We start from the raw sequence: 20,995 nt of genomic DNA on the forward strand, positions 1-20,995 counted from the left end.
CTGAGTGAATAGCTGGCCGGAAGATCGCCGAAAATTGATCACCGGGGGCAGCCGTGTCCGGCCCGCGGGTCAGTCCGCGACCGCGTAAACCCCCACCGACCACAACGAATACCCGTACTTGGTCGCGCGCTTGACGCCCTGGACGCGCAGGTAACGCGCATCGCGTTCGTCGAAGCGGACGTCCTCCCGGCCGCCCCGGCTGTCCGTCACGGTGGCCGCCGTGCGCCAGACGCGGCCGTCGGCGGAGACCTGCACCCGGTAGGCGGAGGGGTGGGCGTCCTGCCAGTGCAGGGTGAGGCGGCCGAGGCGGGCCGGTTCGGCCAGACGCACCTGCCACCAGGCGCCGTCCTCGACGGGGGAGGACCAACGCGTCGCCGGGTCACCGTCGTTGGCCGCCGAGGCCGGGAAGTCCGGGGTCTCGTCGCCGGACGAGGAGGCCGTGCCGCTGCGCGCCAGGTCGGGGCCCGCCGTGCGGGGGAAGGCCCGGACGGTCAGGGTGCGGGTCTCGGAGCCGAACGTGACCGGCACCTCGTAGGTGCCCGAGGGGGTGCCCGGCGCGACCGTGACCTCGACCGGGGTGTCGACGACCGCGCCGCGCGGGAGCGTCGCGGAACTCCGCCGGACCTCGACCCGGATGCCCTTGGGGGCCTTCGCGGTCAGTTCGCCGCGGACGTCGGAGGGGCGCAGTGAGGTGATCCGGGCCGTCACCCGCAGGCTGCCGCCGATCTCCGCGTCCGCCGTCGAGCGGGTCAACTCCAGTGCGGCGGCGGGGGAGTCGGCGAACCACGGCACGAGATGCCGGACCTGGTCGCGGGTGGGCCCGCTGACCCGGAGCGCGTCCGTGCGCACGTCTGGCGTGTGGATCTCCGTCGCGCCGCCGGCCGTCAGCGGGCCGAGGCGCCGCCAGCCCTCGCCGGGCACGTGCGCCTCGACGGATCCCGTGGCGGCGGGGTCGGTGAGCACGCTCACGGCGGTCAGCGTCCGGGGGTGCGCAAGGGTGAGGGTGCGGGGATCGGCCTCCTCGCGCGCTCCGCCGTCCTGCTGTCCGCCGTCGTGCCGGGGCGCGTCGTCCCGCGCGTGACCGGAGTCGTCCCGGGTGCCGCCGCCGGTGTCCGCCCGGCCGTCGCCCTTCGGCGTCGTCCCGTCCGCCGTCCCGCCGGGCTTGGTCCGTCCGCCGGGCCGGGCCGACGGGTCGTTGTCGAGCCCGGCCCACCGCTGGTACGCGGAGCGGGCCTTCGTCAGGAACGGGTCGAGCACGCCCTTGCCGACCGTCACCCCGCTCGCCGCGAGTTCGGTGCGCAGCCGCTCCAGGGTGCGGTACGCCGTCCAGGCGGCCGTCGCGTCACCCCGCTCCTGTGCGGCGGACAGGTCGACGGCCGTCTCGCCTGCCTCCCCGTACCGGGCCAACTGCGCCGTCCAGGGCTCCACTTCGGCGGCGACGGGGCGTCCGGCGAGCCGCTTCGGGGTCTCGCGCATCACGGTGAACGCGGCACGCAGCCGCTCGGCCGCCGTCGCGTTCGCGGCCCGGTCGGTCGTCGTCCGCGCCTGCCAGAACGCCGCGATGAGCGGGCGCAGATACGCCGACTCCTCGCCGCCCAGGACGGACGAGGCCTCGTTCCCGGCCAGTGCGCGCAGCGCGGCGGACCGCCGGGCGTCCCCGTCCGCGAGGTCCTCGATCGCGGCCTTCCAGGACTCCTGCGGGCGGTAGTCCCGCGGGTTCCACGCGTAGTCGGCCGCGGTGAACAGCGGGATGCGGGAGGCCTCGGCCTGGGGCATCGCGTTCGCCAGCAGCGCCGCCGAGCCCGTCGCGACCGCGGGCTCACGCCCATCGTAAGGGCCGAGGAACACCCGGTCCTGGGCATAGTCGTTGACCGGGTAGTTGTCCATGGTGACGAGCCGGTGGCCGCCGAACACCTCGCGGGTGCGGGCCAGTTCGCCGCCCGTGATGGTCTTCGGCACGACCCCGACGCCCGTCCAGGCGACCTCGACGCCCTCGGCCAGGGCGCCCGCCAGCAGGCGCCGGTAGTCCGTCGAACCGTCCTCGTAGTACTCCGTCGGCATCAGGGACAGCGGGGCCACGTCCGGGTGGCGGGCGGCGAGGTGCCGGGCCACGGCGTTCGCCACCCGCGCCTGTGCCCGCGCCGCCGCCGCGGGCCCCGAACCGAAGGTGTCCGCGTCCGCCCCGCAGTGCCACTCGCTGTAGCTGACGTCCTGGAACTGGAGCTGGAACGCCCGGAATCCGAGCGCCCACATGGCGTCGAGTTTGCGGGTGAGGGCCGACACGTCGGCGTCCGAGGAGAAGCACATCGCCTGCCCCGGGGCCACCGTCCACGCCGGCGTCACATGGTTGCGCCGAGCCCGCTCGGCCAGGTCCCGGAAGTGCGCGCGCTGCGCGGCCGGGTACGGCTCACGCCAGCGCTCCTGCCGGTAGAGGTCGTCGCCCGGCGCGTAGACGTACCGGTTCTGCTTGGTCCGTCCCATGAAGTCGAGCTGCGCCAGGCGCTGGTCGGTGGTCCACGGGCTGCCGTAGAACCCCTCGGTGGTGCCGCGCACACCGGTTCCGGGCCAGTCCCGGACCACGGCCCCGGCGATCCTGCCGTCCGTGCGCACGAGTTGACGGAGCGTCTGGACCGCGTGGAACAGGCCGTCCTCGCCGACGCCCGCGAGCGCGAGGGTGTCGCGGCCGTCGACCCGGCCCACTGCCAGCCGGTAGCCCCCGGTGGGGAGGTCTGCGCGCGGAGCCGCGCCGAGCGCCGTGAGGGCACGCTCGAGGGCGCTCGGACCGGCACCGGGGACGCCGTTCGCGCCCCACCGCCCGCTGCCCGCCGCTTCCGTACCCAGCCGCACCACCAGGGCGTGCGCAGGAAGGGTGTCCCCCTCGCGCGCCGTGCCGATCCGCCGGGCGCCCGCCTCGCGCAGAACCGAGCGCAACGCCTCGACGGCGTACGGGTCGGGCGTGCCGTCGGAGGTGCCGGGGGCAGCCGAGGAAGCCGTCGCGTGCCGGTCGGTGGTGACCCCGGGCGCGTACGGAGTGTGCGGCGTGCCGGGGGCGTACGGGGCCGCCGTCCCGCCCGCCGGACCGGTGACCAGGACGACCTCGTCGGGGACGGTGACCGGGGAACCCTTCGCGCGCAGCGACTGCGGACGCGGCCACACGGAGGGCACACCGCCGGCGGTGGTCCCCGCGTCGTCCGCGGAGGCCGCGGGACCGGCGTCGGGCGGCGCCGCGACGGCGACGGGAGCCGTCCCGAGAGCGCTCGCGACCACGGCGAACGCGAGTGCGGTCGTCCCCTTCGCCCGCCGGAGCCGCACGCTTCCCCCTCGTAGCCAGCCGCCCGGCCACCGCGCCGGAGTGGCGACGAGCCCACCATCCGGGTGGTGGGGGTGTCAACGAGAGTGGCCGAAGTGTCAGGATTGCCCCAGCCTGGAGGGGCGGCCCGGAGGGACGGGACGGCAGCGGAGTGTGACCAGAAGCACGTTGTTCGTCCGTGTACGTCTGCCGTCGCGCCCGCTGGGTAGGGCTGCGGTGACCGCCTGGGCATGCCTCTCCGGCAACGGCACGCCACCGACCGCCGGAATGCCCTCGGACGCCGTACCCGACTCGACCAAGGAGGCCCCCGTGGCCGCATCGGCTCACCTGCTTCTCTCGGCCCTGTCCAAACGCGACGCGGAGCCGTCCTTCCCCGGCCAGCGCGGCGGACGCGCGTCCGCCGAGCCCGAGGCCGCCGACCTCTGCCTGCTCAGCGCGGAAGGCGCCTGCACGGAGCTGCCGCTGACCAGCGAACCCCCGCTGCCCGACGCGGAACCCCTGACCAGCGAGCCGCCGCTGGCCGACGCCGCGCACCTGACGAGCGAGCCCACCTCCACCGGCGCCGCGTCGGGGTTCTAGATGGCATCGAGTGGGCCCGCCGAGCCGCAGCGGACGCCGTCGGATCCGGCACCGCGGACACCCCTGTCCCGGCTCGCCGAACTGCATGGCGTCGCCCCCGCCTACAACCCCTCCCCGGACCGCACGGTCGCCGCCCCGGACGCCGCGCTCGTCGCGATCCTGGCCGCCCTCGGCGTCGACGCGAGCACTCCGGACGCCGTCACCGCCTCCCTCGCCCGCCACGAGGCCGAAGCGGCCCGGCGCCTGCTGCCGCCGACCGTGGTCTGCTGGGGCGGCCTGGCCCCCGCCGGGCTCGACGCGCTGCCCGACGGCACCCGGCTGCGCGTCACCACCGAACAGGGCGAGGCCCGCGCCTCCGCCGAGGGGCTGCCCCCCGGTGTCCACACGCTGCACGCCACCGCGCCCGACGGCCGCACCGCTGACGCCCACCTCGTCGTCGCTCCCACCCGGCTGCCCGCGCCGCCCGGACGCACGTACGGCCTGCTCGTCCAGCTCTACTCCCTTCTCTCCCGCCGCTCCTGGGGCATGGGCGACCTCGGGGACCTCGCCGAGCTGACCGCCTGGGCGGGACGCGCGCTCGGCGCCGGATTCGTGCAGGTCAACCCGCTGCACGCGGCCGTGCCCGGTCACCCCACCGACCCCTCCCCGTACCGGCCCTCGTCCCGGCGCTTCCCCGACCCGGTGCACCTGCGGGTCGAGGACGTCCCCGAGTACCCGTACGTCGAGGACCCCGAGCGGCTGCGCACGGTGCTGAAGCGGGCCGAGCAGCTGCGCGAGTCCGTCCTGGGCAAGGGCGCGCTGATCGACCGCGACGCCGTCTGGGAACTCAAGCGCGAGGCACTGGAAGCGGTGCGTGCCGTACCGCTCGGTCCCGGCCGGCGCGCCGCCTACGCCGACTTCCTCGCCGAGGAGGGCCAGGCGCTGGAGGACCACGCCACCTGGTACGCGCTCGCCGAGGTGCACGGCTCCGACTGGCGCAGCTGGCCCGAGGGCCTGCGCGACCCCCGCTCGCCGGAGACCGCCCGGGCGCGCGGCGAGCTGATGGACCGCGTCGACTTCCACAGCAGGCTGGCCTGGCTCACCGACGCCCAGCTCGGCGCCGCCCAGCGCTCGGCGACCGACGCGGGCATGGCCGTCGGCCTCGTCCACGACCTCGCCGTCGGCGTCCACCCGGACGGGGCCGACGCCTGGGCGCAGCAGGAGCACTTCGCGGCCGGCATGTCCGTGGGCGCGCCCCCGGACGCCTTCAACGCGCGGGGCCAGGACTGGGGTCTGCCGCCCTGGCGGCCCGACCGGCTCGCCGCGTCCGGATACGCCCCCTACCGCCGCCTCCTGCGCGCCCTTCTGCGTCACGCGGGCGCGCTGCGCATCGACCACGTCATGGGTCTGTTCCGGCTCTGGTGGGTCCCCCAGGGGCAGCCGCCCACGGAGGGCTCCTACGTCCGCTACGACGCCGAGGCCATGCTCGCGATCCTGGTCCTGGAGGCGTCCCGGGCCGGGACCCTGGTGATCGGCGAGGACCTCGGCACGGTCGAACCCGGGGTGCGCGAGACGCTCCAGGAGCGCGGGGTGCTCGGCACGTCCGTGCTGTGGTTCGAGCGGGACTGGGAGGGCGACGGCCACCCGCTGCCCCCGGAGAGCTGGCGCGCCGACTGCCTGGCCACCGTCACCACCCACGACCTGCCGTCCACCGCGGCCCGGCTCACCGGTGAACACGTCGAACTGCGCGCCGGCCTCGGCCTGTTGCTCGGCTCCCTCGACGAGGAGCGGGCCGCCGCCGCGGCGGACACCCGGGAGTGGCTCGCCCTGCTGTCCCGGCTCGGGCTGCTGCACGGCCCGGCCGGCGGCAGCCCCGCGTCGGCGGAGGAGGCCGAGATCCAGGCCGTGCACCGCTTCCTGCTGCGCACCCCGGCCCACATGATCGGCGTCTGGCTGCCGGACGCCGTCGGGGACCGGCGCCCGCAGAACCTGCCCGGCACGTGGGACCAGTACCCCAACTGGCGGCTGCCCGTCGCCGACGCGGAGGGCCGTCCGGTCACGCTGGAGGACCTCGCCGCGTCACCCCGGCTGCACGCCCTCCTGGAGGTCGTCCGGACGGAGAGCGGCCCGGGCGGAAGCCCGGTCGGCGAGGTCGGCGGCGGGCCCGCGCCGGGGCCGGGAGGGGCGCCGTGACCTCCGTACGGCACCCCCGGGCGCGCGCGTCCTTCAGGTGTTCGCTACGTTTGCACCGTGGACAAGAAGAACGCTCTGCGCGCCGGTGCCCTGGCCGCCGGTACGACGCTGATGATGCTGCTCATGACGTCCCCCGCGCTCGCGCTGACCCGCGACGACGGTGACGACCCCGGCAACGGGCTGAGCGTGCTGGACACGCTGGGCCTCTACGTCGCGGCGCCGCTCGTGCTGTTCGCGGTCATCGCCGGCCTGGTGATGGTCCTGGACAAGTCCGACAAGCAGCCGAAGCAGGGCTGAGCGCCGCTCGCCCCACCACGTCTCTCCGTCGAGGGAGTTTCCGCACCCACCGGGTGCGGGGACTCCCTCGACGCGTTCGCGCGGGGTTCTCCGCAGGCCGGGCGGGCCGAGCTCCCGGGACTCCGGGCGCTCCGGGCGGTCCGGCGGAGGTTCAGTCGGCGGTCGCGGCCAGCAACGGACGCAGCAGAGCGGCCAATTGGGTGGCCTGGTCGCCGTCGAGGGCCGAGAGCGCGGCCGTCTGGACGGCGAGTCCGGTGCCCACCGCCTCGTCGATCAGCCGCAGGCCCTCGTCCGTCAGGGTGACCTGCAGGCCGCGCCGGTCGTGCGGATCGGGGGACCTGCGGAGCAGTCCGGCGCGTTCCAGTTTGTCCAGGCGTCCGGTCATCCCGCCGGTGGTGAGCATGAGCGTGGCCGAGAGCTGACGGGGCGAGAGCGTGTACGGGGCGTCCGAGCGGCGCAGGGTGGCCAGCACGTCGAACTCCCCGCGCGAGATCCCGTAGCGCGCGTACGCCTTCTCCATCCGGTCGCCCAGCGCCCGCGAGATCCGGAACACGCGCCCGAAGACCTCCATCGCGGCGGTGTCGAGATCCGGCCGGACCGCGGCCCACTGCTCGATGATCGCGTCGACGGGGTCCTGGGGGGTGCTCATGGGGCCGAGTATCCGCCGCGCCGCAGGTGGCCCGCAAGAAAGTGGCCCGCAAGTGAGCGGCGTGCGAGGGGGCGGCACGAAGGGAGCGGCGCGAAGGGAGCGGCGCGAAGGGAGCGGCAGGTCAGGGAGTGGGGCGCCGCCCGGCGGATCCGCGCAGGTAGGCCGGCCCTAAGTTGATCAGCAGTAAGTATCTTGCATCTAATTAGCTTAGGGCTAAGCTAATAGTCATGGCCACGAACCGCTTCGCCCTGACCGCGCTCACCGCGCTCACCGCGCTCGCCCCGGTCTCCTGGGGCAGCACCTACGCGGTCACCACCGAGTTCCTGCCCGCCGACCGGCCGCTGTTCACGGCCGCGCTGCGCGCCCTGCCCGCGGGGCTGCTGCTCCTCGCGCTCGCCCGCGTGCTGCCGCGGGGCGTCTGGTGGGGGAAGGCGGCCGTGCTGGGCGCGCTGAACATCGGCGCGTTCTTCCCGCTGCTGTTCCTCTCCGCGTACCGGCTGCCCGGCGGCATGGCGGCCGTCGTCGGCTCGGTCGGGCCGCTGTTCGTGGCGGGCCTCTCCGTGCTGCTGCTCGCCGACCGGCCGACCCTCCGTACGCTCCTCACCGGCGTCGCCGCCGCGCTCGGGGTCAGCCTCGTCGTCCTGAAGGCCGCGGGCGCGCTCGACCCCGTCGGGGTCCTGGCGGCGCTCGCCTCCACCGCCTCGATGTCCGCGGGGACCGTGCTCACCAAGCGCTGGGGCCGGCCCGACGGGGTCGGCCCGCTCGCGCTGACCGCCTGGCAGCTGACGGCGGGCGGGCTGCTGATCGTGCCGGTGGCCCTCGCCGTCGAGGGGGCCCCGCCCGCCCTGGACGGCCGCGCGGTCGGCGGCTACCTGTACCTCGCCCTGGCGAACACGGCGGTCGCCTACTGGCTCTGGTTCCGCGGCATCGGCCGTCTGACCGCCACCCAGGTCACCTTCCTCGGCCCGCTCTCACCGCTCACCGCGGCGGTCATCGGCTGGGCCGCCCTGGGACAGACCCTCACCCCACTCCAACTGGCCGGGATGGGGCTGGCGTTCGGTGCAACGATCCTCGGCCAGCTGAGGACCCGCGAACCCGCCACGGCGGCGGCCGCCACCGCCGCCACCTCCCGCAGGGGGGCCGCGATCGTGCGACAGGCCCCTCGGCCCGTCGGTCGTGCCGAGGGGAACGCTCCGGAAGACACGATGGACCTGTCGGCTCCGGGCTCGCGACGGTAGGCCTCCGGGCGGACGCCTCGCCGGCCGCCCCTCAGCCCCGTTCCACCGCGTACAGGAAGCAGCCGTGCTCCACCGCCCGCACATGGACGAGCGCCACCTCCGGGTCGGTGAAGGCCTCGCCGAAGGCCTCCTGGAACGCGTCCGGGGTCTCCACCAGCCGGCCGCCCAGGATGTGTCCCTCGGCCGAGTAGCGGCGCAGGACGCGGTGGGCGTTCGTGAAGGGGAGATCCCCGTCCGCCGGGCCCGCGCAGTCGTCGGCGTGCACGAAGACCGGACCCTGCTCGTCGTACGCCCCCGGGTCGGTGCCGGTCCGCGCGGCCCGGCGGCGCAGCGGGGCGTACGAGACGAGGGCGATGCGCTCGCCGGGTTCGCTGCGGCGCAGGCAGCAGCGCAGCGGCGCGCCGCCCTCCGGATCGGTCAGCGCGACGACCGGGCGACCGGCGTCGTCGCCGTCGCGGAGCTCCTTCAGGACGGTCGGGGGGATGGGCCGTGCGGTGTACGTCGTCATGGCTCCAGGCTCGCGCCCGCGCGGGCCGGGCACCGGCGGGAAACGGACATCGCCTTCCGTGCGGGTCCCGTGGAAGGATGGCGCAACCCACACATAACGAGGAGATGACCGCGTGCCTGGCACAAACCTGACCCGCGAAGAGGCGCAGCAGCGCGCGAAGCTGCTCACCGTTGACTCGTACGAGGTCGATCTCGACCTCTCCGGCGCGCAGGAGGGCGGCACCTACCGGTCCGTGACCACGGTGCGCTTCGACTCCGCCGAGGACGGCGCGGAGTCGTTCATCGACCTGGTCGCCCCGACCGTCCACGAGGTCACCCTCAACGGCGACCCGCTCGACCCGGCCCAGGTCTTCGAGGACTCGCGGATCGCCCTGCCCGGTCTGCTGCAGGGGCGCAACGTCCTGCGCGTCGTCGCGGACTGCGCGTACACCAACACCGGTGAGGGTCTGCACCGGTTCGTCGACCCCGTCGACCAGCAGGCCTACCTCTACACCCAGTTCGAGGTGCCCGACGCCCGCCGCGTCTTCGCGTCCTTCGAGCAGCCGGACCTGAAGGCGACCTTCCAGTTCACCGTGAAGGCGCCGTCCGGCTGGACGGTCATCTCCAACTCGCCGACGCCGGAGCCCAAGGACGACGTCTGGGCCTTCGAGCCGACGCCGCGGATCTCGTCGTACATCACCGCGCTGATCGTCGGCCCGTACCACTCCGTGCACAGCGTGTACGAGAAGGACGGACAGTCCGTGCCGCTCGGCATCTACTGCCGTCCCTCGCTCGCCGAGTTCCTCGACTCCGACGCGATCTTCGAGGTCACCCGGCAGGGCTTCGACTGGTTCCAGGAGAAGTTCGACTACGCGTACCCCTTCAAGAAGTACGACCAGCTCTTCGTGCCCGAGTTCAACGCGGGCGCGATGGAGAACGCGGGCGCGGTCACCATCCGCGACCAGTACGTGTTCCGCTCGAAGGTCACCGACGCCGCCTACGAGCTGCGCGCCGAGACGATCCTGCACGAGCTCGCCCACATGTGGTTCGGCGACCTCGTGACCATGGAGTGGTGGAACGACCTGTGGCTGAACGAGTCGTTCGCCACCTACACCTCCATCGCCTGCCAGGCCCACCACGCGGACAGCCGGTGGCCGCACTCCTGGACCACCTTCGCCAACTCGATGAAGACGTGGGCCTACCGGCAGGACCAGCTGCCCTCGACCCACCCGATCATGGCGGAGATCCGCGACCTCGACGACGTGCTCGTCAACTTCGACGGCATCACGTACGCCAAGGGCGCCTCGGTCCTCAAGCAGCTCGTCGCCTACGTCGGCATGGACGAGTTCTTCAGCGGCGTCCAGGCCTACTTCAAGGCCCACGCGTTCGGGAACACCCGGCTGTCCGACCTCCTCGGCGCGCTGGAGCAGACCTCCGGACGCGACCTCGGGACCTGGTCGCAGAAGTGGCTCCAGACCGCCGGCATCAACATCCTGCGCCCGGAGATCGAGACCGACGCCGACGGTGTCATCACCTCCTTCGGTGTCCGCCAGGAGGCCCCCGCGCTGCCCGCCGGCGCCCAGGGCGAGCCCACGCTGCGTCCGCACCGCATCGCGGTCGGCCTCTACGACCTCGACGCGGACAGCGGCAAGCTCGTCCGCGGCGAGCGCGTCGAGCTGGACGTGGACGGGGAGCTGACCGCCGTGCCGCAGCTCGTCGGCACGCGCCGCCCCGACGTGATCCTCCTGAACGACGACGACCTGTCGTACGCCAAGGTCCGCCTCGACGAGGACTCGCTGGCCTTCGTCACCGAGCACCTCGGCGACTTCGAGTCCTCCCTGCCGCGCGCCCTGTGCTGGGCCTCGGCCTGGGACATGACCCGCGACGCCGAGCTGCCCACCCGCGACTACCTCGCCCTGGTGCTGTCCGGCATCGGCAAGGAGTCCGACATCGGTGTCGTCCAGTCGCTGCACCGTCAGGTGAAGCTGGCGATCGAGCTGTACGCCGACCCGACGGCCCGCGAGACGCTGCTGACCCGCTGGACGGACGCCACCCTCGCGCACCTGCGGGCGGCCGAGGCCGGCAGCGACCACCAGCTCGCCTGGGCCCGCGCCTTCTCGGCGACCGCCCGCACGCCGGAGCAGCTCGACCTCCTGGAGGCCCTCCTGGAGGGCCGCGAGACCGTCGAGGGCCTCGCCGTGGACACCGAGCTGCGCTGGGCGTTCGTGGAGCGGCTCGCCGCCGTCGGCCGCTTCGACGAGGCGGAGATCGCCGCCGAGTACGAGCGGGACAGGACGGCCGCGGGTGAGCGGCACGCGGCCACCGCCCGGGCGGCCCGGCCGACCGAGGAGGCGAAGGCGGAGGCGTGGGCCTCGGTCGTCGAGTCCGACAAGCTCCCGAACGCCGTGCAGGAAGCGGTCATCGGCGGCTTCGTGCAGACCGACCAGCGTGAGCTGCTCGCCCCGTACACGGACAAGTTCTTCGCCGTGGTCAAGGAGATCTGGGACGGCCGCTCGCACGAGATCGCGCAGCAGGTCGCCGTCGGTCTCTACCCGTCCGTGCAGGTCTCCGAGGAGACCCTCGCGAAGACGGACGAGTGGCTGGCCTCGGCCGAGCCCAGCGCCGCCCTGCGCCGCCTCGTCTCGGAGTCCCGCTCGGGTGTCGAGCGGGCGCTGAAGGCCCAGGCGGCCGACGCGCAGGGGGCCACCGCGTAGGACGTGCCCGACGGGAAACCGTGACGGCGGGCGGGGAGAGCGGACCGGTCTCCCCGCCCGCCGTCGTATTCCCGCACGCCGTCGTCCCGCCACCCGTGGCAGGGGCCGGTCGGCACCGGTCCGTACCGGTCAGTGGGGGACCATTCCGCCCGTGACGTTGACGAACGTCCCCGTGATACCGCCCGCCAGGTCCGAGGCGAGGAACGCGGCGGTGGCGGCGATCTCGGCGAGGGTCGGGTTGCGGCGGGTCATGCGCATCCCGGCGAGGTTCGCGAGCAGCCCCTGGAGGGCCGCGTCGTCGAGGTTCATGTTGCTGTCGACGGCGGCGAGCTTCTCCCGGGTCAGCGTCTCGGGCACCCCGGCCGCCCACAGGCCCACGACCCGCAGGCCGTGCGGTCCCTGCTCCGTGGCCAGATTCCGCACCAGCGTGTCGATCGCCGCGTCCGCCGGCCCGGTGCCGCCCATCATCGGACTGCCGTGCGCGGAACCGCTGTCGAGGGTGAGGACCACGCCCGAGCCGGAGCGGGCCATGCGCCGGGCGGCGGCGCGGGCGGTGATGAAGTTGGTGCGGACGCCGGTCTCGACGGGCCGTACGAAGTCCTCGACGGACAGGTCGACCAGCGGCAGGCCCTGCACGTCGCCGCGTGTGACCAGGTTGAAGGAGATGTCGAGGGCGTCCAGCGAGGCGATGTGCGCCTCGACCGCCGCCTCGTCCAGCGCGTCGAGCACGGCGGTCTCGGCGTGCCCGCCCGCCGCCGTGATGTCCTTGGCCACCGTCTCCAGGGTGTCGGCCGTGCGCCCCACCAGGTGCACACGGGCGCCTTCGCGGGCGAAGGTGCGGGCGACGGCGCCGCCGATGGATCCGCCCGCGCCGTAGACGACCGCGGTCTTGTCGGTGAGCAGCATGGTGATCTCCTGAGGTGTTCGTTCGCCGTATGGGTCCTGTGTCCGCGTAGGGCAGGCCGTGCCGGTCGGCCGTACGCGTCGGTCATACAGACGTCACGCCCCCGCCCCACTCATCGGTCGGCGTCCGTCCCACGGCGCGGACCGCTCGGCGGACGGGTCGCCGCATCGCTCGCCCGGCCGCTCGCCGGGCCGCTCATCGGTCCGCCGGGAGCCGCAGCGGCAGACCGAACGCGAGGAAGAGGTGCGGCTCGAACGAGGTGATCTCCACGATGCGGTCGCCCTCGATGCGCAGGACGTCCAGGACCTGGGCCCGGTAGACCGTCGTACCCGGGCGCCGTACGTAACCCCCGGCCGCGAGCTGCCCGTTGGCCCGCGCGGGCAGGTGGCGCCAGTGCCCGAGGAACATCGGGGAGGCCGGGTCCAGGCTGATCCGCAGGAACTCGGTGATCGCCTCCCGCCCCACGAACCAGAACGGGTTCGGCGGCATGGTGAGCGCGATGTCCTCGCTGAGCAGGCCGGTGAACAGCGTGAGGTCGAGGCTCTCGGCGGCGGCCATGTAGCGCCGCAGGACCTCCCGCTCGCGGGCGTCGGTCTCCGCGGTCCACTCGGTGCGGCGCCGGGGCAGCCGGTCGCGCAGCGTGGGCCGCGCGCGCTGCAGCGCGCTGTTGACCGAGGCCACCGTCATCTCCAGGGCCTCGGCCGTCTCGGCGGCGGACAGCCCGAGGACGTCCCGCAGGACCAGTACGGCGCGCTGGCGGGCCGGCAGATGCTGGATGGCGGCCAGGAACACCAGCTCCAGGGTCTCCCTGGAGACGGCGAGCGCGTCCGGCTGCTCCTGTGCCGAGGGCAGGTCCTCGTCGGGGTAGGGCTGCAGCCAGGTGACACGGGCCGGGGGCTCGGCGCTGCCGTGGTTCATGCCGGGCAGCGGCTCGTAGCGCTGCGGGCGGCGGGCCGTGCGCCGCTGGAGGTCCAGACAGGCGTTGGTGGCGATCCGGTACAGCCAGGTCCGTACGCTCGCCTTCCCGGCGTAGCCCGCGCGGGCCCGCCACGCGCGCAGGAACGTCTCCTGCACGAGGTCCTCCGCGTCGTCGTAGGACCCCGACATGCGGTAGCAGTGCACGCGCAGCTCGCGGCGGTACGGCTCGACGAGCACGGCGAAGCCGCTCTCGTCGAGGACGGACTCCGCCCCGGAGTCGTGCGCCAGGGCCTCGCGCCGGCCGGAGTCCGGCGTCGCGTGGTCGTGCGTCGCCTGGTCGTGCGTCACGCGGTCGTGCGTGACGGAATCCGGCGAGCCCGAGCCCGAGCCGGGGCCGCCGGGGTCTCCCGGGGAGGCGGGCGACGAGGGCGGGGGAGGGACCGCCGGTTCCGTCACGGCGGCGGGCGTGACGGAACCGTCCGTCGCCGAGTCGCGGGCCACCCGGGCGATGCGGCGCAGCTGTCCGACGGAGGAGGCCAGGTCGTTCACACCGGAGTAGAAGACCGACGGAGGCTGCGGCACCAGGTCCTCGACCTGCCGGCCGATCGCGGCGATCAGGCCGCGCACGGTGTCGGCGGGTGCCGCCCGGCGGTCCCGGTACGCCTTCTGCCGGCAGGCCGCCGAGCAGTACACGGAGGAACGCCCCGTGCGTCCGGCCCGCCCGGGCAGGGGCTTCCCGCAACTGGGGCACACGGTGTCGGCGACCACGGGGACCTCCGGGCTCTTTCGTCACGCGGGGACGACGTGACGCTATCGGCTCGAAGGCCCCGCGCACCGGGGAAGCGCCGTAACCGACCGGCGTCCGCGCGCCCCGCGGATCACGGGCCGCCGTTCGTGCGGAGCCGGGCCGCCGCCCTGCGGGACCCCTGCCCGTGCGACGCGGGAGCGCCCTGCGCCGGCGGGGGACGCGGGAGCGCCTTGCGCCCGCCGGGGACGCGGGAGGGGCGGGGTGCCGGCCGGCACCCCGCCCCTCCCGAACCGTCCGGTGGCCCGGAACGTCAGCTCCGGAGGTCCTTCAGCTCGGCCGCGACCAGCTCCGCGATCTGGACCGCGTTCAGCGCGGCGCCCTTGCGGAGGTTGTCGTTGGAGACGAACAGCGCGAGGCCGTGCTCGGCGGTCTCGTCCCGGCGGATGCGGCCGACGAACGACGCGTCCTTGCCGGCGGCCTGGAGGGGCGTCGGGATGTCGGAGAGGACGACGCCCGGGGCGCCCGCGAGCAGCTCGGTGGCGCGCTCGGCGGAGAGGGGCCGCGCGAAGCGGGCGTTCACCTGGAGGGAGTGGCCGGAGAAGACCGGGACACGGACGCAGGTGCCGGAGACCTTGAGGGCGGGGATCTCCAGGATCTTGCGGGACTCGTTGCGGAGCTTCTGCTCCTCGTCGGTCTCGTTCAGGCCGTCGTCGACGACGGAGCCGGCCAGCGGGAGCACGTTGAACGCGATCGGCCGCTTGTAGACCTGCGGCTCGGGGAAGTCGACCGCCTCGCCGTCGTGGGTCAGCTTGTCGGCCTCGGTGACGACCTTGAGGGCCTGGCCGTGCAGCTCGGCCACGCCCGCGACGCCCGAGCCGGACACCGCCTGGTAGGTGGCGACGACGAGCGCCTCCAGGCCCGCCTCCTCGTGCAGCGGCTTCAGGACCGGCATCGCGGCCATCGTCGTGCAGTTCGGGTTGGCGATGATGCCCTTGGGGCGGTCGGCGATCGCGTGCGGGTTCACCTCGGAGACGACGAGGGGGACCTCGGGGTCCCTGCGCCAGGCGGAGGAGTTGTCGATCACGACGGCACCCTGCGCGGCGACCTTCTCGGCCAGCGCCTTCGAGGTCGTGCCGCCGGCGGAGAAGAGCACGATGTCCAGGCCGGAGTAGTCCGCCGTGGAAGCGTCCTCCACCGTGACACCGTCGACGACCGTCCCGGCCGAGCGGGCCGAGGCGAACAGGCGCAGCTCGTCGACCGGGAAGTCCCGCTCGACGAGGATCCTGCGCATGACTGTGCCGACCTGACCGGTGGCTCCGACGATTCCGACCCTCACGGCGACTCCCTTTGCGTGCGTTTTACGTGGTCCAGCGTTTCCATCATGCGTCTGACCCGGCCCCGCGTGTCCAATCCTTTCGCCGTGCCGTCCGAGGATCGGGACGCCTCCAGGGGGCTCCGGGAGCCCGATCCTGCGGCGGTCCGACGTCCGGGTACGAAGAAATCGCCCCGCGACGAAGGGGAACCGCAAGCCGTACGGTGTGGGCCCCGTCATGGTTTCCGGTCCGGTGTGACGTACGACTCGAAGTGGGCCGAACGTTTCGGCCCGCACCGGCGTCCTAGGGGAAACGCGGGAGGGGAGGGTGGCTGTGCTGCGCAGAAAGCCACGCCGCGCACCGGGGGCGGACGACCCCCTGGACGCGGCGCAGGAACGCCGGGTGCGGGCCGTGCTCGCGCTCGGCGGGGTGCCCCAGGCGGATCTGCCGGACGGGGTGCAGCAGGTACGGCTGCGGCTGCTGGAGCGCGCGGCCAAGGGGGACGAGGCGCCGCGCGACGTGTCCGCCTGGGCGGCGGTCGTCGCCTCGAACCTGGCGATGGACTGGCACCGGGCGAAGCGCCGGCAGGAGCGGATCGGTGAACGCCTCGCCTCGCTGCGACAGGTGGAGCAGCCCTCCGACGAGGAGTCCAGCGTGCTCGCGCTGGCCGTCGCACAGGGACTGGACGAACTGCCCGACGCCCAGCGCCAGGTCGTCGTCCTGAGGTTCTACGCCGATCTGCCCGTGCGCGGGATCGCCGACGAACTCGGCATACCCGAGGGCACGGTCAAGAGCAGGCTGCACACGGCGGTCCGCGCGCTGCGCGCCCGCCTGCACGAGGACGAGGTGGTGTGACGTGGCCGAGTACGAAGGGGTCGACGCGCTGCTGGCCGCGATCACGGACGCGTCACTACCCCAGGGTGCCCGCGACGACGTCGTGTTCATGGCCGAGCACCGTGCGGCCCGCGAGGACGTGGACATGCTCCGGGAGCAGCTGATCGTCATCGGGGACGCTCTGGCGGACCCCGGGAACAGCACCGGGACCGCCGACGCCGCCAAGAAGGCCCGGCAGACCGGGAAGGCCGGGAAGGCCGGGAAACCGGCGGGTGCCAAGACGCCCACGGTCACCGGGAGGCCGGGACAGGGACGTCCGGGGAGTGCCCCGGGCCGCTCCCGCCGGCGCGGCGCGTTCGCCGTCGGCGCCCTCGCGGCGGCCGCGGTGGCCTCCCTGGTCGTCGGCATGGGCTGGCTGGTCGCGCAGGGCGGGGCCGGAGCGAACGACACGTCATCCGCCGACTCCAAGAGGGCCGACACCGGCGGGAGTCTGCTCAGTGCGCCGGGCTACCTCGCCTGCTCCCGGCTCGTGGCCGAGGGCACGGTCGCCCGCGTGAGCCAGGAACCCGGCACCGGACAGGACCGGATCACCCTCGACGTCTACCACTACTACAAGCCGGCCAAGGGCGAGAAGGAGATCACCTTCCTGATGGAGAAGGACGTCTTCCCCCGGCTGCACCAGGGCGACGAGGTGCTGGTCGGCATCCCGCGCGGCGCGGCGGGCCCCGACATCTGGACCACGGGGGACGAGGCCATCGCCCGGGAGCGCTCCTGGATCGTCAAGGCACTGCCCGAGTCCCGCGGCATGAAGTGCGGGGAGTGAGGGGCGGCCCGGCCCGCCGACCGTGACGGGTGGCGTGGGCCGGCGACGGCGACGGCGACGGTGACCGGCGGCCTGGGCGGGCGACGCCGACGGACGGTACGAGCCGCGCGCAGGGGCCGTGGCGCACACGAAAGGGCGGGCGCCCGTTTCCGGACGCCCGCCCCGTGCCCGTACCGCTCACGCGGCCGGAGGCCTACGCCGTCACGGCGTGACCTTCTCGATCTTCACGCTGCCGGTACCCGCGACGGTGCCGTGCGCGTTCACCAGCTGGACCTGACCGAAGAACTCGCGTCCCTCGGGCGCGGCCGCGGCGGCGGTGACCGAACCGGACACCGTGGCCGAGGCGCCGGTGGCGAGCTTCACCGGGGTGGAGTCGTCGACCGTGACCGTGCCGAGCGCGCTGGAGAAGAACACGTCCAGGTAGTCGTACGCGGTCGAGCCCGACGGAACCGAGTAGCCCGCGACCTCGACGGTGTACGTGCCGGCGGCGGGGGAGGCGATGGAGACGGCCTCCTCCGAGTCACCGTCCGCGGACTGCCCGACGACCGTCCCGGCGGCGTCGTACACCGTCAGGTCCAGGTCGGCGGCGGTGTCCGAGACGTTGCCGATGGACACGTCGAGCGACGCGGCGCCCGCGGGCACCTCGACCGTGGTGGTCTGCGTCGCACCGTCGGCGATGGTCGGCCGGGTGCTCTTCGAGGAGCCGAGCGGGCCGCCCTTGAGCTTGCCGTCGATCGAGGCGAAGTTGTTCGTCACCTTCCAGGAGGCGGTGGACGGGACGCCCACCTTGGCCTCCGGGACGGTCACGACCGCCGGGTCGAACGCCGCGCCGAGCACGGCGACGTCGAGCTTGTACGGGTTGTCGAGCAGCGGCGAGGTGCGGCGCGCCTCGACCTCGATCTCCCAGACACCGGCCTGCGGGTCCGCGTACGAACGCACGTCGGGCTTGCAGCCGTTGCCGTCGAGGTAGTTGTTGTAGCAGTACGGGGTGCCGGTGTCCTCGACCGGAACGCCGTACGGGTGGATCGAGATGAACCGGGTCTGGCTCTTGTCCTTCAGCCCGCCGATCGCGACCTCCAGTGCGGAGGCGCCCTCGGGGACCGTGACGAAGGAGGACGTGGTGCTGTTGCGCTGCACCGAACCCGACGCCTTGTAGGTGTACTTGACCGGCGCGGAGACGACGACGGTCGACAGGATCTGCTTGTCGACGCCCTCGGTGCGCGGGTCGTCGACCTCCAGGATCGCGCTCTTGAGACCGGCCGACCGCGGGGCGGCCTGCACCTTGACGGTCACCGGCTGGTTCAGCGGGAGCCTGACCTCGTCCGAGCCGACGATGCGGAAGGTGTTCTCGGCGTTGTTCTCGAAGTACAGCTCGTGCCGGATCGCCCGGTCCTCACCGGACGTACGCGTCACGGTGATGTCGTACGTCCTGCGCTCGCCGGCCTTGAGGCCGCCCTCGCGGTCGTAGAGACCGGTGCCGAAGCCCGGCGTCTTCAGCGCGTAGTCGATCGCGGTGTCGACCGGCGCCTTCACGGCGTAGTCGTGGGCGGTGGCGCCGTCACGGATCGAGTCCCAGGCGTCGGGGATGTTGATGAGCCCCGCACCCTCCTCGTACGCCTGGACGCCCTTGATGTGGTCGGCCGTCGACGTCAGCGCGGTGCGCAGGGTGGCCGGGGTGAGGGCGAGGCCCTTCTGCTTCGCGGCGCTGATCAGCAGGGCGGAGGCGCCCGCGGCCTGCGGGGACGCCATCGAGGTGCCCTGCAGCATCGAGTAGCCGGCCGGCAGGGTGTAGCCCGCCTCGGCGACCGGGGAGCCCGGCAGCCAGGTCTGGGTGGAGTTGATGGAGGCGCCGGGCGCGCTCAGCGTCGGCGTGAAGCCGCCGTCCTCACGCGGGCCGCGCGAGGAGAAGGGCAGCATCGCGTACTTCTTCTCCACCTGCGAGCCGTAGTTGGAGGCCCAGGTGTCCTTGGAGATGGTCGCGCCCACCGAGATGACCTTGTCGGCCAGGCCGGGGTCGCCGATGGTGTTCGCGCCGGGGCCGGAGTTGCCCGCGGAGATGACCAGCTGGACGCCGTAGGTGTCGATGAGGCGCGTGTACAGCTCGCTGCGCGCGTTGTTGCCGTCGTTGAGCGCCGGCAGTCCGCCGATGGACATGTTCACGATGTCGACGCCACGGTTGGCGACGAGGTCGATCATGCCCTCGGTGAGCGCGACGTTGGTGCAGCCGCCGGTCCAGGTGCAGGCGCGCGAGGAGACGATCTTCGCGCCGGGGGCCGCGCCGTTCATCTTCCCGCCGAACAGGCCGTTCGCGGAGGTGATGCCCGCGACGTGGGTGCCGTGCTCGGACTCGATGACGCCGATGTTGACGAAGTCGCGCTTCTGGCCGACCCAGTCGCCGCCGTACGGGTCCATCGGGACGTCCTTGCGGATCTCCACGACGAAGGGCTGGCGCTCGACGACGTCCGTCGCCGGGTTGTCGGTACCGAAGTAGCCGATCTGGAAGCCGTCCTTGTACGGCTTCATCGGCTTGTCGTCGGTGAAGTTGCCGTTGTTGTCCAGGTCGACGGTGACCGTGCCCGCGGCCGGGTCGTAGAGCACGCCCCACACGTCGGTCGTGTCGCCGTCGCGGTTCGCGTCGCCCTTGGCGTCACCGCCGGCCGTCGACGACTCGCGGAAGGTGCTGATCTCGTACGATCTCGCCGGCGCCGTCCACGTCCGGCCGCTGTACGTGAAGGTGGGCCCGGCCACGGGGGTGATCATCGGGCGCCAGGTCGCGTCGCTGTCGAGGATCGGGTCCGTCGAGGTCACCCAGTCGACGATCTTGCGCTCGCCGGTGGTGGTCTTCTGGAGCGCCGGGTGGCCGAGGTCGACGCCCGAGTCCAGGATGCCGATGGTGACCCCGCGGCCGTCCGCCTTGGGGTGGTCCTTCACGAAGTCGACGGCACCCGTCTCGAAGGACGGGTTGTACGGGTTCTCCGCCGGCGTGTTCTTGCCGGGGGCCCGGTACGTGGTGGCCGTCGAGGTGTTGCTGCCGTGCTTCGCGGTGTCGGCGCTCGGCGTCGGGTCGTCCAGCGCGATCTCCTGGCGCAGGTCGATCCCGTGCACCGAGGACAGTTTCGCCGCGGCGGCGATGGCCGCGTCCGCCCGGCCCGTCGGGACGGTCGCCCGGACGTAGCCGAGCTTGTCGTAGGTACGGCCCACGGAGCCGCCCTTGACCGCGTCCAACTGCTCGGCGACCTGCTCGGTCCGGCCGGGGGCCGTGGCGATCATCATCGTGACGTTCTTGTCGCCGTTCGCCTTGGCCTCGGTGAGGAGGTCGGCGTCGCTCGAACCGAGCTTGGCGGCTGCTGACTTGGTGCCGGGGTCGGCGGTGGGCGCACCCGGGTCAGCGGAGAAGGCCATGGGTATCGGGCCGGCCGCGGAGAGCGCGGCCACCAGGCCCGCGGCCACGGCAATGCGGGCCACGCGTCTCGCGCCCGATATCGGGGCGCGTTGAGGGTCGGAGATCATCTGCATCCCTTGTAGGTAAAGGAACGAGCGTGGAGCGGCCGGTTCCGACGGTCGATACGGGCCGGTCGCGTCAGTCCGGTATGTGGACCCGGATGACCGCTCAGCTTTGCCTAAGGGGCAGTTGTTTGGGGAGAGTTGACCGTGGCGGGATGGACACATGGCGTACTTCCGCCACACGCCATGCCGGTGATCACCTGCTATCGGGCGATATTGCGGATGATCCCGGTGTCCGGCTCTGCCGATTCGGCGCCTTTTCATGCGCGGGCCGTGGCGGCACGCTTTCGTGCTGTGACGGCGATCTGTCCGCCGAGTGTGCCCGGAGTGACCTCTCTCCCGGGCCAACGGCCGCGCCGCGCACGGGGAATGAGGCCCCCCTACCCAGGAAGGTGAACGCGGAGTGACCGGGCCCGGGCCGTTCGGACAGGGCTCCATGGACGCGCAGGGTGGGCCAAGATCCACGTACGGTGATCGGCGCCGGGCGTTGCTGCCGAGTTAACGCG

Annotated in this window: 14 protein-coding genes; 7 read left to right on the top strand and 7 right to left on the bottom strand. The window is 73.4% G+C overall.

Going from position 1 to position 20,995, the window contains the following annotated elements; genetic code table 11:
* Positions 1-69: 69 nt before the first annotated feature.
* A complete protein-coding gene (locus OG406_RS26080; RefSeq protein ID WP_443067150.1) occupies positions 70-3,165 on the bottom strand; it encodes a beta-N-acetylglucosaminidase domain-containing protein in 3,096 nt (1,031 codons plus the stop codon).
* A 454-nt stretch (positions 3,166-3,619) separates the two neighbouring features.
* Between OG406_RS26080 and OG406_RS26085 the strand changes: the two genes are divergently transcribed.
* The 3 genes from OG406_RS26085 to OG406_RS26095 are packed head-to-tail and all read left to right on the top strand — an operon-like array spanning position 3,620 to position 6,358.
* Positions 3,620-3,889, top strand: coding sequence for a hypothetical protein (locus OG406_RS26085; RefSeq protein ID WP_081221567.1), 270 nt, complete (start codon positions 3,620-3,622; stop codon positions 3,887-3,889).
* Positions 3,890-6,061, top strand: a complete 2,172-nt coding sequence (gene malQ, locus OG406_RS26090) for a 4-alpha-glucanotransferase (RefSeq protein WP_329188065.1) — start codon at positions 3,890-3,892, stop codon at positions 6,059-6,061.
* A 57-nt stretch (positions 6,062-6,118) separates the two neighbouring features.
* Complete coding sequence (locus tag OG406_RS26095; RefSeq protein ID WP_266613727.1) at positions 6,119-6,358, top strand: hypothetical protein; 240 nt, start codon at positions 6,119-6,121, stop codon at positions 6,356-6,358.
* Between the two features lie 151 nt (positions 6,359-6,509).
* Here the strand turns inward: OG406_RS26095 and OG406_RS26100 are convergent, their stop codons facing one another.
* A complete protein-coding gene (locus tag OG406_RS26100) occupies positions 6,510-7,007 on the bottom strand; it encodes a MarR family winged helix-turn-helix transcriptional regulator (RefSeq protein ID WP_164369306.1) in 498 nt (165 codons plus the stop codon).
* A 227-nt stretch (positions 7,008-7,234) separates the two neighbouring features.
* On the opposite strand from OG406_RS26100, the gene OG406_RS26105 reads away from it, so the two are divergent.
* Positions 7,235-8,245 carry an EamA family transporter gene (locus OG406_RS26105; RefSeq protein ID WP_329188069.1) on the top strand — a complete coding sequence of 337 codons (1,011 nt, stop codon included), beginning with the start codon at positions 7,235-7,237 and terminating at the stop codon, positions 8,243-8,245.
* A gap of 31 nt (positions 8,246-8,276) precedes the next feature.
* Here OG406_RS26105 and OG406_RS26110 read toward each other — a convergent pair whose 3' ends face one another.
* Complete coding sequence (locus OG406_RS26110; RefSeq protein ID WP_329188070.1) at positions 8,277-8,753, bottom strand: DUF1203 domain-containing protein; 477 nt, start codon at positions 8,751-8,753, stop codon at positions 8,277-8,279.
* Positions 8,754-8,865: 112 nt separating this feature from the next.
* Here OG406_RS26110 and pepN point away from each other — a divergent pair, with 112 nt between their 5' ends.
* Complete coding sequence (gene pepN / locus OG406_RS26115) at positions 8,866-11,445, top strand: aminopeptidase N (RefSeq protein WP_329188071.1); 2,580 nt, start codon at positions 8,866-8,868, stop codon at positions 11,443-11,445.
* Between the two features lie 129 nt (positions 11,446-11,574).
* On the opposite strand, the gene OG406_RS26120 is transcribed toward pepN, so the two are convergent.
* The 3 genes from OG406_RS26120 to OG406_RS26130 form a co-directional block, all read right to left on the bottom strand.
* Complete coding sequence (locus OG406_RS26120; protein WP_164369310.1) at positions 11,575-12,351, bottom strand: SDR family NAD(P)-dependent oxidoreductase; 777 nt, start codon at positions 12,349-12,351, stop codon at positions 11,575-11,577.
* 193 nt (positions 12,352-12,544) lie between these two features.
* Entirely contained in the window at positions 12,545-14,035 is a 1,491-nt protein-coding gene (locus OG406_RS26125) for a sigma-70 family RNA polymerase sigma factor (RefSeq protein ID WP_329188073.1), read from the bottom strand.
* A gap of 290 nt (positions 14,036-14,325) precedes the next feature.
* The gene (locus tag OG406_RS26130; RefSeq protein WP_329188074.1) at positions 14,326-15,351 is read right to left on the bottom strand and encodes an aspartate-semialdehyde dehydrogenase; all 1,026 of its coding nucleotides are present in this window, start codon (positions 15,349-15,351) and stop codon (positions 14,326-14,328) included.
* 304 nt (positions 15,352-15,655) lie between these two features.
* On the opposite strand from OG406_RS26130, the gene OG406_RS26135 reads away from it, so the two are divergent.
* Positions 15,656-16,183: a sigma-70 family RNA polymerase sigma factor gene (locus OG406_RS26135; protein ID WP_164369313.1), complete on the top strand. Its 528-nt coding sequence runs from the start codon at positions 15,656-15,658 to the stop codon at positions 16,181-16,183.
* A gap of 1 nt (position 16,184) precedes the next feature.
* Positions 16,185-16,985 carry a hypothetical protein gene (locus tag OG406_RS26140; protein ID WP_267050804.1) on the top strand — a complete coding sequence of 267 codons (801 nt, stop codon included), beginning with the start codon at positions 16,185-16,187 and terminating at the stop codon, positions 16,983-16,985.
* A 201-nt stretch (positions 16,986-17,186) separates the two neighbouring features.
* Here the strand turns inward: OG406_RS26140 and OG406_RS26145 are convergent, their stop codons facing one another.
* Positions 17,187-20,495, bottom strand: coding sequence for a S8 family serine peptidase (locus OG406_RS26145; RefSeq protein ID WP_329190973.1), 3,309 nt, complete (start codon positions 20,493-20,495; stop codon positions 17,187-17,189).
* Positions 20,496-20,995: the final 500 nt, after the last annotated feature.

This window comes from Streptomyces sp. NBC_01428, assembly GCF_036231965.1.
Lineage (GTDB): Bacteria > Actinomycetota > Actinomycetes > Streptomycetales > Streptomycetaceae > Streptomyces.

What these genes read in the sequence shown, in the direction of transcription:
- malQ (WP_329188065.1), top strand. Translation starts at nt 3,890, where the DNA reads ATGGCATCGAGTGGGCCCGCCGAGCCGCAGCGGACGCCGTCGGATCCG.
- OG406_RS26100 (WP_164369306.1), bottom strand. Translation starts at nt 7,007, where the DNA reads ATGAGCACCCCCCAGGACCCCGTCGACGCGATCATCGAGCAGTGGGCC.
- OG406_RS26105 (WP_329188069.1), top strand. Translation starts at nt 7,235, where the DNA reads ATGGCCACGAACCGCTTCGCCCTGACCGCGCTCACCGCGCTCACCGCG.
- OG406_RS26110 (WP_329188070.1), bottom strand. Translation starts at nt 8,753, where the DNA reads ATGACGACGTACACCGCACGGCCCATCCCCCCGACCGTCCTGAAGGAG.
- OG406_RS26120 (WP_164369310.1), bottom strand. Translation starts at nt 12,351, where the DNA reads ATGCTGCTCACCGACAAGACCGCGGTCGTCTACGGCGCGGGCGGATCC.
- OG406_RS26145 (WP_329190973.1), bottom strand. Translation starts at nt 20,495, where the DNA reads ATGATCTCCGACCCTCAACGCGCCCCGATATCGGGCGCGAGACGCGTG.